11 protein-coding genes and 2 tRNA genes are annotated in these 16,260 nt (G+C 41.6%); 5 read left to right on the top strand and 8 right to left on the bottom strand.

The annotated features are described in order from the left end of the window. Positions 1–29: 29 nt before the first annotated feature. Both NSTC731_RS15850 and NSTC731_RS15845 read left to right on the top strand, forming a co-directional pair. Positions 30–2,201: a GumC family protein gene (locus tag NSTC731_RS15850; RefSeq protein WP_445631618.1), complete on the top strand. Its 2,172-nt coding sequence runs from the start codon at positions 30–32 to the stop codon at positions 2,199–2,201. Positions 2,202–2,551: 350 nt separating this feature from the next. Continuing rightward, positions 2,552–3,697 carry a SpoIID/LytB domain-containing protein gene (locus NSTC731_RS15845; protein ID WP_445631617.1) on the top strand — a complete coding sequence of 382 codons (1,146 nt, stop codon included), beginning with the start codon at positions 2,552–2,554 and terminating at the stop codon, positions 3,695–3,697. A gap of 126 nt (positions 3,698–3,823) precedes the next feature. Here NSTC731_RS15845 and NSTC731_RS15840 read toward each other — a convergent pair whose 3' ends face one another. Further along, entirely contained in the window at positions 3,824–5,122 is a 1,299-nt protein-coding gene (locus NSTC731_RS15840) for a hypothetical protein (RefSeq protein ID WP_445631616.1), read from the bottom strand. Between the two features lie 216 nt (positions 5,123–5,338). Here NSTC731_RS15840 and NSTC731_RS15835 point away from each other — a divergent pair, with 216 nt between their 5' ends. Continuing rightward, on the top strand, positions 5,339–5,818 hold the full coding sequence (locus NSTC731_RS15835; protein ID WP_322711566.1) for a hypothetical protein: 480 nt from the start codon (positions 5,339–5,341) through the stop codon (positions 5,816–5,818). 89 nt (positions 5,819–5,907) lie between these two features. Here NSTC731_RS15835 and NSTC731_RS15830 read toward each other — a convergent pair. The 6 genes from NSTC731_RS15830 to NSTC731_RS15805 form a co-directional block, all read right to left on the bottom strand. Then, positions 5,908–5,979: transfer RNA gene (locus NSTC731_RS15830), tRNA-Gln, on the bottom strand. A gap of 253 nt (positions 5,980–6,232) precedes the next feature. Continuing rightward, a complete protein-coding gene (locus NSTC731_RS15825) occupies positions 6,233–7,030 on the bottom strand; it encodes a WecB/TagA/CpsF family glycosyltransferase (RefSeq protein WP_445631615.1) in 798 nt (265 codons plus the stop codon). Positions 7,031–7,517: 487 nt separating this feature from the next. Continuing rightward, the gene (locus NSTC731_RS15820; RefSeq protein ID WP_445631614.1) at positions 7,518–7,769 is read right to left on the bottom strand and encodes a hypothetical protein; all 252 of its coding nucleotides are present in this window, start codon (positions 7,767–7,769) and stop codon (positions 7,518–7,520) included. A gap of 33 nt (positions 7,770–7,802) precedes the next feature. After that, positions 7,803–7,886: transfer RNA gene (locus NSTC731_RS15815), tRNA-Leu, on the bottom strand. Positions 7,887–7,991: 105 nt separating this feature from the next. Continuing rightward, the gene (locus tag NSTC731_RS15810) at positions 7,992–9,116 is read right to left on the bottom strand and encodes an alpha-hydroxy acid oxidase (protein WP_445631613.1); all 1,125 of its coding nucleotides are present in this window, start codon (positions 9,114–9,116) and stop codon (positions 7,992–7,994) included. A gap of 462 nt (positions 9,117–9,578) precedes the next feature. Then, positions 9,579–9,812, bottom strand: a complete 234-nt coding sequence (locus NSTC731_RS15805) for a hypothetical protein (protein ID WP_445631612.1) — start codon at positions 9,810–9,812, stop codon at positions 9,579–9,581. A 160-nt stretch (positions 9,813–9,972) separates the two neighbouring features. On the opposite strand from NSTC731_RS15805, the gene NSTC731_RS15800 reads away from it, so the two are divergent. Then, positions 9,973–12,117 (top strand): NAD(P)/FAD-dependent oxidoreductase, encoded by a 2,145-nt coding sequence (locus NSTC731_RS15800; RefSeq protein ID WP_445631611.1) that lies wholly within the window; start codon positions 9,973–9,975, stop codon positions 12,115–12,117. 61 nt (positions 12,118–12,178) lie between these two features. Here NSTC731_RS15800 and NSTC731_RS15795 read toward each other — a convergent pair whose 3' ends face one another. Further along, positions 12,179–13,705 carry a hypothetical protein gene (locus NSTC731_RS15795; protein ID WP_445631610.1) on the bottom strand — a complete coding sequence of 509 codons (1,527 nt, stop codon included), beginning with the start codon at positions 13,703–13,705 and terminating at the stop codon, positions 12,179–12,181. Between the two features lie 1,010 nt (positions 13,706–14,715). On the opposite strand from NSTC731_RS15795, the gene NSTC731_RS15790 reads away from it, so the two are divergent. Next, entirely contained in the window at positions 14,716–16,170 is a 1,455-nt protein-coding gene (locus NSTC731_RS15790; protein WP_445631609.1) for an aminotransferase class V-fold PLP-dependent enzyme, read from the top strand. Positions 16,171–16,260 lie beyond the last annotated feature (90 nt).

The following is a 16,260-nucleotide window of genomic DNA, read 5'->3' as shown; positions in this document are numbered from 1 at the left end:
TAGTGTTTCGATATTAGAGGAGTTTAATAGTGGCTAAGACTAGTCTGAATCAAGAGCAACAGGTTACTACTTCAACACAAGGCGCAGTTGACATCAGACAACTATCTACTATTTTGCTTCGCCGACGCTTTCCGATCTTTGGGGTTTCCTGTGTAGTTATGTCAGTTGCTAGCCTCTTGGCTATCAATGCCAAACCTACTTACCAGAGCAATATGCAGATATTGGTGAATTCCAATTTATCTGAAGGGTCACAGTCAAATTCTCAACTTGTTGATTCCGCTACTCAGATGAAACTGATGCTGAGTTCTAAGTTGCTTCAGAAAGCTGTAGATTTACTCCATTCTGATTATCCTGAGCTTACTTTACAAGATATCAATGGTCAAAAACAACATAACAAAAAAGCACCTTTAGAAGTAACTCCAGAAGCGGGAGGTATAGGAGCAAATAAAGTTTTTAATCAGTCATTTAAAGTTTCTTTTCAGGATGACGATCCAGTAAAAGCACAAAGAGTACTTCAAGCGCTACAGAAAGTCTATCAAAACTACAATAAACAGCAGCAAAAAGAACGTCTGAATCAGGGATTAGCTTTTGTAAACACTCGCCTACCTGAGGTCAAAAAAGAGGTAAGTAAAGCTGAGAAAAATTTAGAACAGTTTCGCAAAAAACATAAATTACTCGATCCCGAAGTCCAAAGTAAAATTCTGCTAGAATCTCTAGCCGATATTCAACAACAATTACAAACCACTCGTGCCAACCTTCAAGATGTAAACGCTCGCTACGATAATCTAGAGCAATTAATAGCATCTTCATCCCAGCAGAATACACTACTTTCTTCTCGTTTAAATCAGTCAAGCCGCTATCAAGCATTATTAAGTGAAATTCAAAAGACTGAACTAGCGTTGGCTAAGGAGCGGCTCCGGTATACAGATGATTACCCATCGGTACAAAAATTAAAACAGCAACGCCAAAGTCAACTTTACCTTTTACGAGAAGAGGTAAAAAATATTACTAATACTAGTAAAGAAAAACCCTTATTCAAAGGACAAATGTTAGGGGTCGATCCAACACTAGTAGATGAGTTTGTTTTGGTACAGACAAGTGTTTTAGGACTAACTGCCAATGAAAAGAATTTGGTCGAATCAGAACAGCAACTACGCTCTGAGCTAAACCAATATCCAAGCTTAATAGCAGAGTATAATCGTCTACTGGTAAAGGTAGAAACTAGTCGTAAAAACCTTGAACAATTAATCCAAGCGCAACAGTCATTAGGATTGAAAATTGCTCAGGAAGGATATAACTGGCAAGTTTTGGCAGAACCTTCTCCTGGTATTTATATGGGTAACAATAGATTATTCATTTTGGTTGGGGGAGCAATAATTGGGCCGATTTTAGGTATTTTAGCAGCTCTGATTTTGGAAAAGTTTAATGACGCTATTTATTGTGCCGAAGATTTAAAGAAAGTGACAAATCTACGTGTATTAGGATCGGTACCAAAACTACCGTCACGTGGTGTCAAAAAACGGCGGCTTGGCCTGCCTTGGAATTTCCGAGTCAACTCAAATTCTTCTATAATAGAAGCCAGTAATAAATTGCCCGTCCATGAAACTTTGGATATGATCTATCAAAATATTCAAATATTAAAATATCCCTTACCATTCAAGTCGCTGATGTTCACTTCAGCACTACCAAGAGAAGGAAAGACAACCTTAATATTAGGACTTGTAGCTAGCGCTGCCCGGATGCATAGACGGGTATTAGTAATTGATGCTAACCTACATAATCCTAGCCTGCACAAAATCTTGGAACTATCCAATGATTGGGGACTATCTCTATTATTAGTTGATGAGACAACGACTCATTTTCAAGATTACATCCAGCCGATTCACCCCTCTATTGATATTTTGACTGCTGGACCAGAACCAGAAGACACAGTGAAGTTGCTCAGTTGTCAACGGATGAAAGAACTAATAGAGCTATTTGAGCAAAGTTATGACCTAGTACTAATAGATGCCCCATCTATTTTAGGCACGGTTGATGCCAGGATTGTGGCATCTTTTTGCAGTGCTATTGTAATGGTAGAGCGTATGGGGAAAGTGACTCGAACTGAACTGACTCAAGCAACAGAAATTTTGAGTAAGTTAAATTTAATTGGAATTATCGCTAATGAAGCAAGCAATTCTCAAAAGGTATTGACATCGTAAATCGGAGAATAAAAGTTTCTCTTCCACAGCAGTCAGGTTTAGACGATTCACTTTCCCCAATTTCTGATTTCTAGCTAATTAGGACTTACGCAAAAACTCTCTCAAACTCTTATTACTTCTGTGCGAGACGCTGCGCGAACGTGTACTTTGCGTCTTTGCGGCACCATTCGAGAAGCCACTTCGTGTCTACGTTTTTTCATAATTTTGCGTAAATCCTACTTATATTTAAAGCAAAATGCATAATTAGTAGGAGGTGGCAACCTCCTGCGTTGGAGAACTGTCTCATCTTAAAGTAGTAGACGCCATAATCCAGAGCGTCAATTAGATACTAGTGTGATTAGATGATCGGTATGAAATTCCAACTTTACTTAGGCTCTTTATTTTCTCAGATTAAAGTACGTTATTGGTGGGTAAGTATCTTTTTGTGGATAGCTTTGGTTGCCCCAGCCCAAGCGTCTGTAATCCTACGCGTGGCAATCGAGAGAGGCGTTAATCAGGTAAAAGTGGGCAGTTCCACCACTGGGATCGTTAAGGATAGTACTGGCCGGACTCTTGGACAGTTGCCAGCAATGAGCGCATATTATGCCCAAGCCGTTCCTGGCGGAGTTGCTTTAGATAAGTGGCAGTCTGGTTTATTTTGGATTGAACCAACTGGTAAAGGATTTGTTTATATTGGCGATCGCTGGTATCGAGGCAGAACTCTGGTTGTCCCCACAGAAAAAGGCTTAACGGCTGTTAACTGGGTTGACGATCAAGAATATCTCTACAGCGTTCTTGGTGGGGAAATGGATGCTAGCTGGCCCCAAGAAGCACTAAAAGCCCAAGCGATCGCAGCCCGCACTTACGCCCTCTACGAACGAGAAAGACAACGCAATAATCCCGTTTATGATTTAGGCAATACCCCCGATCGCTGGCAAATTTACAAAGGTGTCATCAGTGAATCTCCTGCTACTTACGCCGCAGTGGATTCTACTCTAGGGCAGGTACTAACTTACAAAAACCGGATTATTCTCTCAGTCTTCCACGCTTGTTCTGGGGGACACACTGAAAACGTAGAAGATGTTTGGGGAAGCAGCGAACCTTATCTACGTGCTGTTCAAGACTACGATCAAAATATCCGCGAGTGTAATTGGGTGAAAACCTTCTCGCCCAGTGAAATTAGCGCTAAATTTCCTGATGTGGGCAGTGTGACGGCGATGACTCCAGAGACATACTCACCTTTTGGCAGTGTTAAAGTTTTAAAAATTGTCGGTAACAAGGGCACAAAGGTGCTACAGGGTGAAGAAGTGCGAACAGCCCTCAAGTTAAAAAGTACCAAATTTAGCGTCACCAAGGGGGCAGATGGTAGTTTTGTACTGCAAGGGCTTGGCTATGGTCATGCTTTAGGTATGAGTCAGTGGGGGGCGTACAATCTGGCTCGGCAAGGAGTGAACCATCTGCAAATTTTGGGACATTATTATCAAGGTGTAGCTCTAACACCAATTCAGGCGAAGTAATTAGGGATTGGGCATTGGGCATTGGGCACTTGTACTGAGCGAAGTCGAAGTATTGGGCATTGGGCATTGGGGACTGATTATTAATTCTTCTCCCCCTGCTCCTCTGCCCCCCTGCCCCTCTGCTTCTTATTCCCCACTCCCACGTTCTAAGCGCCGTTGCCACTCAGCGTCAATTTGTGCAGAACGCTCAACTTCTTGGTCGAGTAAGTCGGTTTCGCTAGAATACACTAAATCTTCGTTGCCAATGACTTTTTCTGTTGCAAATTGTTGAGCATAGTTGATTTTTTGTTGCAAAAGTGCATCAGGACTTGCCAATAATCTTGCTCTGGAAAGGCGATCGCGGTTGCGATCGCCTATTTTGCGATTACGCCACCCAATCCAGAAATAACGCAATAACGGTATACCTAAAAAACCTACTCCGTAAGCCAATAGCAGCCAATAAATTCCTTGTACAAAAGCTACCAGTCCACCTAATTGGACGGCAACAGTTCCATCTCTCAATAAACTTCCCAGTACTAAAGCACCAACAAAATTTAGTATCCCTAACCCAGCACTCAGCATAATTTGCCCGGAACTTGCGGCGCTAAAACGCCAAGGAAATTCCTCTAAACGATCTGATATTGCATGACGGCGCTTTTTAACTGCACTCACCTGCAACTCTGGGAAATAATAAACCATTTGCCCTTCTGGGCTTACTCCCGGTTGCCCATTAAACCGCGTTAGAACGGGCAGCATATAATCTTCGTACTCTCTTGTGTATCCTTCGCCAAGGTCATCCAAATATGGGGTAATTTGTTCTGCTACCACTGCACCACGGTTACTCCGAATCACCGTAGCAATCTCTTGCCAGCGACGTTCTTCTAAATTTGCGTTAGGATTACCATCGCCAAATAAAAACGAAAACACAGCTTCAAAGAAATTCAGATTGCTTTCTTCCCGGCTTTCACGTCGTCGTTCTTGGTAGTGGGTGTCATAATTTGGGCTAAGATACCAAAATAAATTTGGAAAATAGAAGAAGCCTCCACCGCCGGAATTACTGCCTCGATTGTCGCCGTCACGGTCTGAATTGATAGAGGTAATGATAATGAAGATGGTAACAGTTATCAGGGCGATGGAAACAGTTAAGAAAATTCCAAAAGAAATGCGAATCAGGTAAAACAGAACACTCCAGACTTTTTTCCACCATTCCTGCAATCGTAGCCGGAAGTATTTATTACGCAAAATTGCTCGAAAATTTTGTGGAAAAAGGAAAACTATATCACCTGAATCCGCTACCTGTAAATGCCCGCCAGCATCAGATGCCAGAGCTAACAAGCTTTGATTAGCTTCAGCGACGTTCAATCCTGCCTGAGTTGCGACATCACCAACGGTGACACGGTAGCCCAGTTGTTCCACAGCCTGCATGATGGTGGGACTGGGAGCCATTGCTCTCCCCTCCTATTGAAAATTATTCCTTTTCTTAAGTATAAAGTTTTATTTTGAGCGACTTAGCTTGGGTAGAGGTAACAATTCAAAATTCAAAGTGTTGACGTTCGGTCTTCAACTCTTTAATTGACTAGACAATCAACAAACGATCGGACACGCAAAATGATATAATTACTTGCCTCAGCTTGGTTAAATCAGCAAATTTTCTGCTCAAATATGGTTCAATACACTCTCGCTCAAAGCCCAGAAATTATCCTTACTGTTTCTGGAAAAGATTCAGCCAAAGCCCGTGATAAAGCAATGGATCAGCTAATGGAACTGATGGATGCAGGTAAGCTACCCACGGAACTGGAAGAAGGATTTGGCCCTCAACAATTAATTGAGGTAAAAGAGTCAACTATTGATACTGCTAATGGTGAGGATACGATTACACAAGCTGTTCAGATTCTGAGTAACCTGGCTACGCTCAAACTGAAAGTTCAGGAGTCACGATCTGAAGCGTTGGAAATTCGTAAAGCTGTTGATATTCTATTTACCGATGACTCGGTGACAGAAGAGGAAATGACTCGACTCAAGGAAGGTTTTAAAGTTCTCAAAAACTTTGCTCAAGCTAATGTGCGTTACCAAGAAGCGCGAGCTAAAGCAGAACTAGCTAGGCAGACCCTAGATCAAGCTCTCAAATCCCCTGATAAGTAACATTTACAGAATTAGATGCATTGAGATACATCTTAAAAATTCAATTAAATACTCTAAAAAACAGGCTATTATGCCTGTCTTTTGGTTAACTGGGGCGCTAGGATTCGAACCCAGGGATGGCGAGACCAAAACCCGCTGCCTTACCACTTGGCGACGCCCCAACAATTTCACTACGGTTAATATAACACTTCGTCCTGGGTTAATGTCAAGTACTTTAATAGTTGATTTCAGATAATGGGTTTTTACAGCAGGATAATGATTGGTGGGAATCCTTGTACTTGAATTCTTTCATCACTTTCAGGTGAACCGTTGAATCTTCGTGCTTCAAGCAGAAGATTTTTTCTTGAGCATCTAAAGTCTGGTTCTTTTGATGATGAGCCGCTTTGAGTCTGGTCTTAACCTATTTCTTTTTCTTTAGTCTCCAGTCTCGTGAAGGAAGACCCCTGCAATCCGACTTGATGACAGTAGTTGCTTAGTAGCCAACCATATAAAGAGTGGAATAGTCTTAGCATAGCGGCCGCAAAGTCGGCGCGGTTCTTGAATCCATCGATATAGCCATTCAAGTCCTAAGTCTCGAACCATGCGGGGTGCGCGCTTATGAATTCCGGCATAAACAGGGAAAACTCCACCCAGTCCAATCATTACAGCTTGTATTTTGCCCTTATGTTGAGCTATCCAATTTTCTTGTTTGGGACATCCCAAAGACACTAAGACAGCGCTAGCACCACTAGAGTTAATCTTTTGAACCAAGGCTTCGTCTTCAATTTCAGTTAGGGGACGAAAGGGTAGAGGTTCCATTGCCGCAATCTTTATCTGTGGAAATTCCTTCTCTAACCTGTTTTGCATCCTAGACAGAATTTCTGTTTGGGAACCTACAAAGAAAATGCTCAGATTGTGTGTTTGAGTTAGCTCGCACAATGCAAGAAAAATATCCATCCCTGCTACACGGTCTTGGTAAAGCGCTCCCATTTTTCGCATCATCCATACCAGAGGCATACCATCAGGAGTAACTATATCTGCATTTCGCAATACGGTGGCAAACTCTGGATTCCAATGGGCTTCAATGAGCATGTGTACATTGGCTACATATACAGTTTTACTCTCACGCCTACTCGCCCACTTCACTACTGTTTGTATCTGCTCGTCAAACCGTAAAGCAGTAATAGGAAAATCAAGCACTTTTTTAGTAGGTAGAAGCACTCTTGCCACCATCAATAACTCCTGTATCCAAGAAAACAATTCATAGATTACCTAGACCAATCCCAACGATTTAATATTTGGATTGGATAACTCCTAACTTTTTGTCGGCTTGTGTGATTGTTGGAAGTTAACACGTGGAGGTGCAATTGCCTTTTTAGTATACTTTTGGCTTAATCGGTAATACTACAATTATTTACTGTTGTGTCCTAGCTTACTGTTTTATGTTAAGGATTTTAGACACTGCTTGACAAAATTCATACTTCCTTCATAATTAATTTTTGGTTAGTTCATCTAAGCATTATAATTGCGATAAATTCCTAAAGAAAAGCTGAGTTTTAAAGTAGTATATACTACTTGACAACTTAAGTATAGATGTAAAATGCTAACCACTTAATCAGCGGGTTTTATACGTCAATATGCGCTTAAGAAGTTGAATTAATTTAGTATATTTTAATGAATATAATTTTTTATTATAATTTCCAAACTGATTACAGATTTTTTAATGTAGTGTCTGTATTGAAAAATCTCTAAATTTTCTTTTTTTCTGAAATAAAAGCCCAAAAAATAAGGGAAAGATAAATTTATCTTTCCCTGGTCTATCGTTTTTGTTAAAGTCTTGCTTGTTACTTTCTTTAAGTCTTTGGCGTAACATTTGCCTTTGTTTTTTTAGTTGACGCTTCCTAGCAGAACCGCCTCTACCTTTATCATTTCTGCCTTCTTTACGGGGAGATTCCCATCTTTTTAGGCGCATAAGTTTTTAACCTCTTTATCACTTGCTTGGTAGTGGGCAGGAGGAGAATCGAACTCCTATGACCGTAAGGCCGCCACATTTTGAGTGTGGTGCGTCTACCAATTCCGCCACCCGCCCTTGTATCTAACCTTAACTAGTATACTCTAATTAAGAGATTTTGTAACAAGTCTGAAAATTATTTCTCAAAGTTTTGCTGGAATCACATTTCTAACAGTTCTCCGACTAAAAACGTGGCAGGGTCAATAAACTAGGGTCAATATCCTGCATTTTGGCGCAGCCGCTAAGTGCCATTGCCACATTTAACTCATCTTGTAGGAGTGAGATGACATGAGAAACGCCGATTTGCCCTGCTATCGCTAGTCCCCACAAAATAGGTCGTCCGATTAGTACTGCTTTTGCTCCTAATGCCAGAGCTTTGAGAATGTCTGTGCCTCTACGAATGCCGCCATCCAACACTACTTCTACCTTACCATCCACTGCGGCTACTATTTCAGCGAGGGCATCTAAAGAAGCGATCGCACCATCGAGTTGTCTACCACCATGATTGGAAACAACAATTGCTTTAGCTCCATATTCTACAGCCCGCACAGCATCATCTGGGCGTAAAACTCCTTTGATAACTAAAGGTAGTCCAGATAAAGACTGCAACCATTCCAAATCGTCCCAAGTGACTGCTGGGTTTAGTTGTTGAGCAAAGTAGGTAAATAATCCAGACTCACCTTTTTCATGGGAAATGTCTAGTCCTGAGATACTAGCAAGATTAGCCAGATGTAAGTCATGAGGTAAGGCAAATTCATTACGTCTATCTCTCTCGCGCTGTCCGAGAACGGGTGCATCCACAGTAAGACAAAGTGCTTTGTAGCCTGCTTTATAGGCTTTTTCTACCAAAGCACGAGTTAATCCCCGGTCTTTATGGATGTAAAGCTGGAACCACCGCAGAGAATCTGGAAACTGATTACATGCAGTCGCCACTTCTTCAATGCTTTTTGTTGCCATTGTACTTAACACCATACCCACACCAGCTGATGCAGCAGCTAGGGCGGTGGCAATTTCTCCATCTGGATGGGCTAGACATTGAAAAGCCATCGGTGCAATTAACAAAGGTAATTGCAGGGGTTGTCCTAAAATGGAGGTACTTAAATTACGATCGCTCACATCGACTAATATCCGAGGTCGCAGCTTGACTCGCTCAAAGGCAGCACGATTATCTCGTAATGTGATTTCGTCCCAGGCACCACTGCTATAGTAATCAAGTGTCGTTTGAGATAGATATTCTTTTGCTAGCTTTTCGTACTCAAAAAGATTGATCGGTTGAAAGCGATCGTCAGTGGATAAGTCGGTAGACATAATTAAATCTAAAATAAAACTTTTGTTCGTAGTGAGCGATTTATCGCTCTGCATAAGATTTTAAATGGCTAGAGCCGCTGACTACGATTATTCTTTGTCAACGCTTGCAAATGTATTTATTTTTACTTAGTTAGCGATCGCTCAACAAAATTATCTGCCGAGGCGTTGTTCAAACAGTATGAAGATCGATCGCAAAAAAAAGACCTCTATTTTGCGCCAAAGGTCTTTCTGTTTCAGAACATTGTAAAATTCATAAGCAACGTAAAACGCTGATATGGTTCATTTAGTAGCTTCTGTGCCATGAACGCAAAAATAGCAACCCAATTGACAATGCCATACTGGTCATTATTATTACTACAATACTGAAAATGCATAGGCGCAGCCCGCCGCAGGCATCGCCAATATTTAGGTGCAGACCCAGAAATCTAATGCTGCGACCAAAACTTCATCTTATCCAAGGTTTTAGGAGAACTTTTCCCAGCATTGGGCAACTAATTGGCTTAACCAGCGACGTTGTTCCCGATCCAGCAGCGGATCGTCTGCTAACAACTGAGCGGTTAATTCTTCCAAAGATTGACCCTGAGCGCGGACAATTTTAATTACTCCAGCGATCGCACTGGCAACTAGTTCTTCGTCAATTGGCTGTTGTCGTAGGTCAATAATTTCTTGGGGACTGTCTGGAATGGGATAATTCATGGCGTGGGTTTACAGAAATACAAAATGAACAATAAATTTGACAAACTCTTAAAATTTCTTCACTGAATCTTTATGAAACTAATAGGGCGGAGTTTACTTTACTTTATGCCTTAAGAAAATCTGTCTAAGTGAGTAGATTGATGGGAGATGTCAGGAAAACATGAAAGAAATCCTTTATTTAGAAGTTCCAACTCCAGAAACAGAAACTGTGCGTAGTTGGTTACAAACAGATTTTGAACCTGGAAATGGAGAAAAAGTGCTTACTTCGGAAGGCTTTCGCCTTAAAATACCCAGTGCTACTGCACCTGCGGGAGTGAGTCTTTCCGAAAACTTGCCTACAGAACTTTCAATATTTGTCTGGTCGGTACAACGAACTACCTATCTGAAAGTGTTTCGCTGGGCAGAACAACCTTTTCCTAGTGAAGGAAAAATTCTGCAACGCTTGACCAAGGAAATCAGAAGCCGTTTTCCGCATCATTACCCAGAACCGCCAGCAATTGATTTATCCCAGCAATCAATATTTGCCGCACTAGGTTCTACTTACCCCCTTACCGTCAAGTATTTTCAGAAAATGCCCAACGGTGAATATGACCTAACTCGTGCCTATTGGTGGGAAAAACGATGGCGCGAAGGGGTGCGAAATCCGCAGCAGCCGCGTCAAGTGGTGTTTTCCAATCAAGGGGACACGGGACAGGGAACAGGGGACAGGGGAAAAGGTAATTCCGATACCCAATCCCTAATTACTAATGCTCAGTACGATATTATTTATATCGGTGGCGCACTCGGTGCAATCCATGCAGCATTGATGGCAAAACTCGGATATAAAGTCTTGCTGGTGGAACGAATGCCCTTTGGGCGGATGAACCGAGAATGGAATATTTCGCGCGACGAGATTCAAAGCTTGGTTAACTTGGGTTTAGTCACCCCCGCTGAGTTAGAAACCATCATTGCCAGGGAGTACAAAGACGGATTCAATAAGTTTTTTGATGCTAATAATCCAGCCAAACTGCGATCGCCTGTCCTCCACACACCCACAGTCCTAAATTTAGGCTTGGATTCCGATAAATGGCTCCAAATGTGTGGGCAAAAACTGCAAGCGGCAGGCGGTGAAATTTGGGATGAAACAGAATTTATCCGTGCAGATATTGATATATCACAGGTAGTTTTGCAAGTCAAGCACTTGCCCAGTCAGATTGAGAAGCAAGTAACTGGACGACTGCTAATAGATGCAATGGGAACTGCGTCCCCCATCGCTTGGCAATTAAACGGTGGTCGTGCCTTTGATAGTGTCTGTCCGACAGTGGGAGCGGCAATTGAGAGCGGATTCGAGCCGGGAGTATGGGATTCCCAATATGGAGACGTTCTTTACAGTCATGGGGATATTTCGCGAGGAAGGCAGTTGATTTGGGAATTGTTTCCCGCAGCAGATGAGGAACTGACGATTTATTTATTTCATTACCACGAAGTCAATGCTGAAAATCCCGGTTCTTTGCTGGACATGTACGAAGACTTTTTCACAATTTTGCCAGAGTATCGCAGGTGCGATATGGACAAATTGGTGTGGAAAAAGCCGACATTTGGATATATACCAGGGCATTTTAGTGTGGGAAGTCGCGATCGCACAGTTGCCTTCGATCGATTGATGGCGATCGGCGATGCTGCATCACTCCAATCTCCCCTTGTTTTCACCGGTTTTGGTTCCCTAGTTCGCAACCTAGAGCGCTTAACAACGCTGTTGGATGCTGCTCTCAAACATGACTTGTTGAGTTTTTGCCACTTGAACCAAATTCGCGCCTACCAAAGCAACGTTTCCGTGACTTGGCTATTTTCCAAAGGGATGATGGTTCCTACAGGGAAATTTTTACCACCCCAGCGGATTAACTCTATGCTCAACACCTTCTTTGGACTGTTAGCAGACGAACCGCCAGAGGTAGCAGATAACTTCATCAAAGATCGCTGTGATTGGTTAACCTTTAACCGTTTAGCACTGAAAGCAGCTAGGAAAAATCCTGCCTTGCTTTTATGGATTTGGGAACTTGCTGGGCCTAGAGATTTAGGGCGATGGCTTGGTAGTTATTTCAACTTCGGTCGTCATGCCCTGGTTAGTGCTTTATTAAGTCCGTGGTTCTCGCACTTCTTAAATCGGGTAGGTTTTTGGCTAGAACCCCGGAATCCAGGCTTGTGGCTGTGGCTGTTGGCAATTAATTATGCGATCGCCACAGGCAAACCGCGATCGCCAAGTCAGGTGGCAAAATCCAACCCAGAGGACATAATTCCCAAGTCAGAAGCAAGGATTCTGAATTAGGAATGGGGCATTGGGCATTGGGCATTAATCACTTGTACAGACGCGATTAATCGCGTCTCTCCTAACTCTTGGGACGAAAATTCGGCAGTTCTACAGATGCCAATGACTTACGCCCCTTGGGTGGACGCTGGGGATAAACTACTGGTGAAGGTGAATTGTCATCATTGGTGTTATCACCTAATGACTCTGAGGACAAATCACTTGCTGACAATTGGGAAACTTCTGACCAGTAGTCTTCAGTTTCTCCAACAGACGTTTCGGTGTGAGATGGATTAGAGGAAAGCAGTAAGTTATTGGCTGGTGAAAGCACAGAATCCGTCGTCCAAGAAGTAGAGGTAGTTGCAGAAGGATTAATTTCTGCCTTCAAATCTTCTTCCTGTGGATTTTCTAGTTCCTCATCGTCTTCTAAGATTGTTGCTAAAGTCTCCCAAATAGGCACATCACTAACATCCGTTTTCGCAGCAGGTGGTGGTGATGTAGATGCAGGCTGGGAGGTGAAAAACATTTGGATTAAACTATCTAATTGCCGATCTAAATTTGATGAACCTGAAGGTGAAACCGCTTCACTTGTATCTGGAGAATCATCAATTTTTGGAGATGGCGCGGATTGTGTTGGTGTTGGCGTGTCTTTCTTAACTGTCCAATTCCAAGGAGATGATGGCGGTGTCGCAGGAGCTTCATTTCTTTGGAATGGGATTGGTGCTGAGGGTTCACCCCAAGAATTATCAAAATCGTTACTTAATGATTCTTCTTCTGCTGACCAAGGTTGAATTGGCTGGGCGTTAGGAAATAAAGACCGAGCTTTTCTAGAAAATCTTCCTTGGCTAGTAGTTATGTCTTTAGGATGTTTTGCAGCATCTTCTAAGGAGTCATAGTTAGGAACGGATGTATCTAGACATTTTTCCAAAGCTGCTTTGAATTGCAGCGTCTGGCGTTGTTGTCGCATCAGTCTAGTACGTAACTCCCGACAAACATTTTCTGATTGCAATAACTGCTGAGATTGTTCGTTGTTATTAGTGTGTAGCAACGTACATTCTCGCTCTAACTGGGCTAGGCGTTGTTGGCTAATTTGTAGCTGTGCTTTATAAGTATCGGTAAAAATTTCCTGACGTTGAACAGTCTGTACAGCAGTTTCTAATTGTTGAAATAAAGATTTTATCTGTTCTTGAGCCGCAGCTAGTTCCTGAGTGTGTTGGTTGAGCATCGACTCACTAACGCTGGAGCGCGTTTTCTGCCACTGCAAAACCTTTTCTGACTCAGCTAGATTGTCTTTTAGCTGCTCCACTTGTTCATACAATTTATTGTTAGCCGTACGTAATTCTTCGTTCAATGCCAGCAATTTCTGAAATTCCGAGTCAATAAGTGCTTGTTTGCCGCTTTCAGGCTCTGCAACCCAGTCCTGCTGGGTGGTATCTTGTAAAAATTGTGTATCTTCAGCTGGCATGAGGAGTGGCAGTTTTTTAACTGTCATATTGTCATTAGGCACAACTGAGTAAAAGGGACAATTCGCCTGCTCTGATTGTGGCGAATTAGCAGAATTTAGGGATTCCATCACAGCCCCCTTGTTTGAGGTGTCAGCTTCATTCATCACTCTTGACTCACCTGCTTAAAAATATTCAGCAGTGCTGGCATTAGCATTGCTTATCAACTGTGTCTAATCAGGGTTTGCTCTAGAAGCTAAGTTTAACTCTCTCCAAGCACCAGCAATTAATCATCAATTGGTGTTCCCCATTTTGTATCTAGACTGATGCCGTTATAACATTATGATGCTCTGCCCCGTCAAGAAGAGGTGGAAGGGGAACTCTGGCCGCCTTTGAAGATAGGCAAAAGAGAGGAGAAACCCGATACATTAAAAATTAAACTGTATTGGCTGGCTGATGAAGTTTTTTACATGAAAAATTGCCTTAAATATACTTTATTTTTTAATATCGCATCTTTCTTAAGATATAAATTATGAGTTTCTCCTGAAATACATTTTGTAATTCCTGATTGAGTACTTAGATGATGTCCGTACAAGTATCTACTCTTCAATGATAATTCTCTCATCCGAAGCGATCGCTATTTAATGTCAGCAAACAACTAAGAGCTTTCGCTATAACTGCAATCTTAAGAGATCCTGTTCAATACGAGTAAATACTTATAAAGTCTTAATAAAGACGTAACAATTCGTTTAAGTAAAATATAAAACTTTTTTAAAGAGTAATCTCAACTTAGTCAGGGCTTTTTTCTGGATAAATACCTTGCCAGTAAGGAATTGCAGGTTTTATTAGTTATAAGCTTTTCGATCGACTTATCTTCAATACGTCAAGTTTGCTTAATGACTGGAATAAAATCGCTTAAAGTATACTTTATTACTTAATAATATTATATACACTGTATATTAATTTACAATAAAAATATTTAATTTGAGCATTAATACGGATACTATTTTTAATTATTTTATTAAAGAATAATTGTAATAACCGCGGTTTCTACTAGAAATCAAGTAATTATAAAGACCATAATTACTGAAAATTAATCTGGTTGTAGCGCGAAATAAAGTGTTGCAGCAGTTAGGCTTTTTCAAAAAAATCAAAATTTAAAATCGGGGTGCTAAAGATGACTGATATACTTGCAATGAGCGCAAATATCAAGCAAGAGACTGCTAAATTACCGCTGTTTGTAGAAAATTGTGACAGCTTTTGGGACAAAGAAATCAGACCGTTATTTACAGATGAGTCTCTATCTTTCAAGGTGAAAACTCTTAACGGAAACTATGTCAAGTACGTGAACTTGGATAATGGAGCTACAACCACACCCTTTGCAACCCTCAAGCAGTATGTGGACGAAATGCTTGACACCTATGGCAGCGTACATCGAGGTTCTGGGCAAAAATCCATCATCACTACACGAGAATATGACGCCAGTCGAAACATCATTCGGGATTTTGTCGGGTCATCTTCAGACAACTATGTAATCTTTGCGAAGAATACAACAGAAGCAATTAATGGAGCCGCCACACTTTGGGCAAAAAAACCTGGCAAAATCTTAGTTTCTGATATTGAGCATTCATCTAACCTACTGCCTTGGATTACTAGAGACGAAGTTGTGCAGTACAGAACGCAACCAGATGGAAGTGTAAGTATTGCAGAAATTGAAGATATTTTCAAGGCACATCAAAATCTCCCCGAAGCCGAGCAAATTAAGTTAGTAACTATTACAGGTGCTTCGACAATTACAGGTTATAGACCACCGATTTACGAAATTGCAGCTTTAGCACATCGGTATGGTGCGAAGATTTTTGCCGACGTGTGTCAGTTAATTCAGCATGAACGAGTCGATATGCGTGCTGATGACGATCCATGTCATTTAGATTTTGTGGCTTTCTCTGGACATAAGATGTATGCCCCTTATGGAACCGGGGTTTTGCTAGGGCCAAAGGAATTTTTTGATAGCTCCTACCCTTATCAAATTGGGGGTGGAAACCTGCCTTATATCACCAGAAACTTAGAGATTAAGCGTTTTTATACAGAACGGGCCCACGATCCTGGAACACCAAACGCAATGGGTGCGATCGCTATTGCCAAAGCGATTGAAATTATCGAAGCAGTAGGACGCTCGCGCATTGCTCAGTATGAACACTCTCTAGTTGAATTTACATATACACGGCTTGGGCTGATTCCTGATGTCAAAATACATATTCCCGGAGATAATTTAGCCCATGTTATTCCCTTTGATATTGATGGATTTGACGGACGCTTAGTAGCAGAAATTCTGGCACAAGAATACGGTATTGGCGTTCGGGCTGGGGCTTTCTGCACTTATGAATACATTCGCAAACTCAAGAATATTTCAGACGAGCAAGACAACGAAATTGCTCAAGAAGTAGATAGAGGAATTACACGGAACATTCCTAGTATTATCCGAGCCAGCTTTGCTGTATATAATACATTAGAAGATTGCGATCGCTTTATAAATGCGATCGCTCAAATAGCTAAAAACGGATTGTCTCACTATTTGCCCAACTACACACAAGATCCGATAACCGGTGTTTGGACAGCGATAAACAGCTAGTTTTTTCAGGACATAGAGGATGGGGCATTGAGCATTGCTTATTTCTCACTGCTCCCCCTGCTTCTTCATCAAGCCTTATTCTGTGTATCT

The organism is Nostoc sp. DSM 114167, assembly GCF_052692655.1.
Note: the sequence above shows the minus strand (reverse complement) of the source record. Positions and strands in the feature narration are given on the sequence as shown.

Bases quoted from the DNA above. Each gene is read 5' to 3' on its own strand.
- NSTC731_RS15845 (WP_445631617.1), top strand. From the start codon at position 2,552: ATGAAATTCCAACTTTACTTAGGCTCTTTATTTTCTCAGATTAAAGTA.
- NSTC731_RS15840 (WP_445631616.1), bottom strand. From the start codon at position 5,122: ATGGCTCCCAGTCCCACCATCATGCAGGCTGTGGAACAACTGGGCTAC.
- NSTC731_RS15835 (WP_322711566.1), top strand. From the start codon at position 5,339: ATGGTTCAATACACTCTCGCTCAAAGCCCAGAAATTATCCTTACTGTT.
- NSTC731_RS15825 (WP_445631615.1), bottom strand. From the start codon at position 7,030: ATGGTGGCAAGAGTGCTTCTACCTACTAAAAAAGTGCTTGATTTTCCT.
- NSTC731_RS15820 (WP_445631614.1), bottom strand. From the start codon at position 7,769: ATGCGCCTAAAAAGATGGGAATCTCCCCGTAAAGAAGGCAGAAATGAT.
- NSTC731_RS15810 (WP_445631613.1), bottom strand. From the start codon at position 9,116: ATGTCTACCGACTTATCCACTGACGATCGCTTTCAACCGATCAATCTT.
- NSTC731_RS15805 (WP_445631612.1), bottom strand. From the start codon at position 9,812: ATGAATTATCCCATTCCAGACAGTCCCCAAGAAATTATTGACCTACGA.
- NSTC731_RS15800 (WP_445631611.1), top strand. From the start codon at position 9,973: ATGAAAGAAATCCTTTATTTAGAAGTTCCAACTCCAGAAACAGAAACT.
- NSTC731_RS15795 (WP_445631610.1), bottom strand. From the start codon at position 13,705: ATGAATGAAGCTGACACCTCAAACAAGGGGGCTGTGATGGAATCCCTA.
- NSTC731_RS15790 (WP_445631609.1), top strand. From the start codon at position 14,716: ATGACTGATATACTTGCAATGAGCGCAAATATCAAGCAAGAGACTGCT.